Genomic DNA, 1602 nt, shown 5'->3' with positions numbered 1-1602 from the left:
GCGCTTCGTCGCGGAGCGGCTCGGCGGCGTGGCGCGCACGCTCGCGCCGCTGGCGCACGCGCGCGGGCTGTCGCTCGCCGTCGAGGTGCGGGACGACGCGCCGGCGACCGTCGCGACCGACGCGACGCTGGCGCGGCAGGTGCTCCTCGACCTGGCGGGGAACGCCGTGCGGCACCCGCGGCGCGGCGGCGTGCGGCTCGTCGCGCGCGCGCACGGCGACGGCGGCGCGGCGCTCGACGTCGTCGACACGGGGCCGGGGCTGACCGACGCGCAGCGCGCGCGGCTGTTCACGCCGTGGGACCGCCTCGCCCCCGACGAGCAGCTGCCGGCCGGCGGGACGGGGCTCGGGCTCGCGACCGCGCGCGCGGCCGCCGCGCGGCTCGGCGGCGACGTCGCGGCGGAGAGCGCGCACGGCGCGGGGAGCACGTTCACGCTGACGCTCCCGTCACGCCCCGCGGGTTAACAGCCCCGGCGCAGCGGCCGATACTGGGCAGCAGAGGCGCCGCGTCCGCGGCCGCCGCGCACCCGGAGCCCGCCGTGATCCTGCTCATCGAAGACGACCTCGTGACGTGCCACATCATGACGGCGCTGCTCAAGCGGCTCCGCCATGCGCACGTGGTCGCGCACGACGGGGCCGAGGCGCTCGAGCAGGTCGCGCGGCAGCCGGTGGACCTGATCATCGCCGACCTGATGCTCCCGGACATGCACGGCCTGGAGCTCATCGAGCAGATCCTCGTCCGGCCGCACCTGCAGGACATCCCCGTGATGTTCTGCACCGCCAACGCCGACGCCAAGACCGTCGAGCGCGCGCTCGCCCTGGGCGCCGTCGACTTCGTGAAGAAGCCGATCAACGTCGACGCCTTCGCCACCCGCATCGACCGCGCGCTGAAGCGCGCGCCGGCGCGGTGGGAGAGCTGGCGCGAGATGATCAAGCGCCTGCGCGTCGACAGCCGCACCTTCCAGCCCCTCCTCGTCCTCGCCCGCGACCACCTCGCGGAGCTCGTGCAGACGCTCGGCCGCATCCGCGACGGGCGCTCGACGGTCGAGGAGACGGGGATGTCGGAGCTGGGCGCGCAGGTGCTGCGCGTGCGCGGCGCCGCCCTCAACGTCGGCGCCATCCGCACCGTGCAGCTGGTCGACTTCCTGTGGTCGGGGCGCGCCACGACCGAGGACGTCTCCGACCTGCACGCCGCGCTCGTCATCGAGCTGGCCGCCTTCGAGCAGGCGCTCCAGAGCCGCAGCTCCCAGTTCTTCGCCGCCGCGGCCGGCGGCCGCTGACCGCCGCCGTCCGCAACCTTTTCCAGAGTCCCGCCCGATGTCCTCCGAGTTCACGCTCGACGACGCCGTCACCCTGCTGCTGCAGCTCGAGCCCGAGGACCGGGACGAGTTCGCGCGCATCCGCGAGGCGCTCGCCGACCTCGCGTTCGGCAACAAGGTGCCGATCGCGATCCAGCCGACCGTCGCGCGCGCCGTGCGCGTGCTGAAGCCGCTCGCCGACGGCACCGCGCCCGACCCGGCGGCGGCGTTCGCCGAGGTGTGCGCGCTGCTCGAGCAGGCGATGGACGGGCCGCCCGCCGCCGCGCCCGCGCCGCCGCCCCCGCC

The 1602-nt window shown here is 76.1% G+C and carries 2 protein-coding genes and 1 pseudogene; all 3 read left to right on the top strand.

The window, feature by feature from the left end; translation table 11 throughout:
• A partial coding sequence (locus PYV61_RS25145; RefSeq protein WP_275836627.1) for a HAMP domain-containing sensor histidine kinase occupies positions 1-463 on the top strand: 463 nt, incomplete at its 5' end.
• A gap of 74 nt (positions 464-537) precedes the next feature.
• On the top strand, positions 538-1278 hold the full coding sequence (locus tag PYV61_RS25140; RefSeq protein WP_275836626.1) for a response regulator: 741 nt from the start codon (positions 538-540) through the stop codon (positions 1276-1278).
• Between the two features lie 37 nt (positions 1279-1315).
• Positions 1316-1602: pseudogene (locus PYV61_RS25135) on the top strand (hypothetical protein); the annotation flags it as partial.

The sequence above is a fragment of the Roseisolibacter sp. H3M3-2 genome (assembly GCF_029211165.1).
Lineage (GTDB): Bacteria > Gemmatimonadota > Gemmatimonadetes > Gemmatimonadales > Gemmatimonadaceae > Roseisolibacter.
The sequence above is the reverse complement of the archived record's forward strand: the minus strand, read 5'-3'. Positions and strand labels throughout refer to the sequence as shown.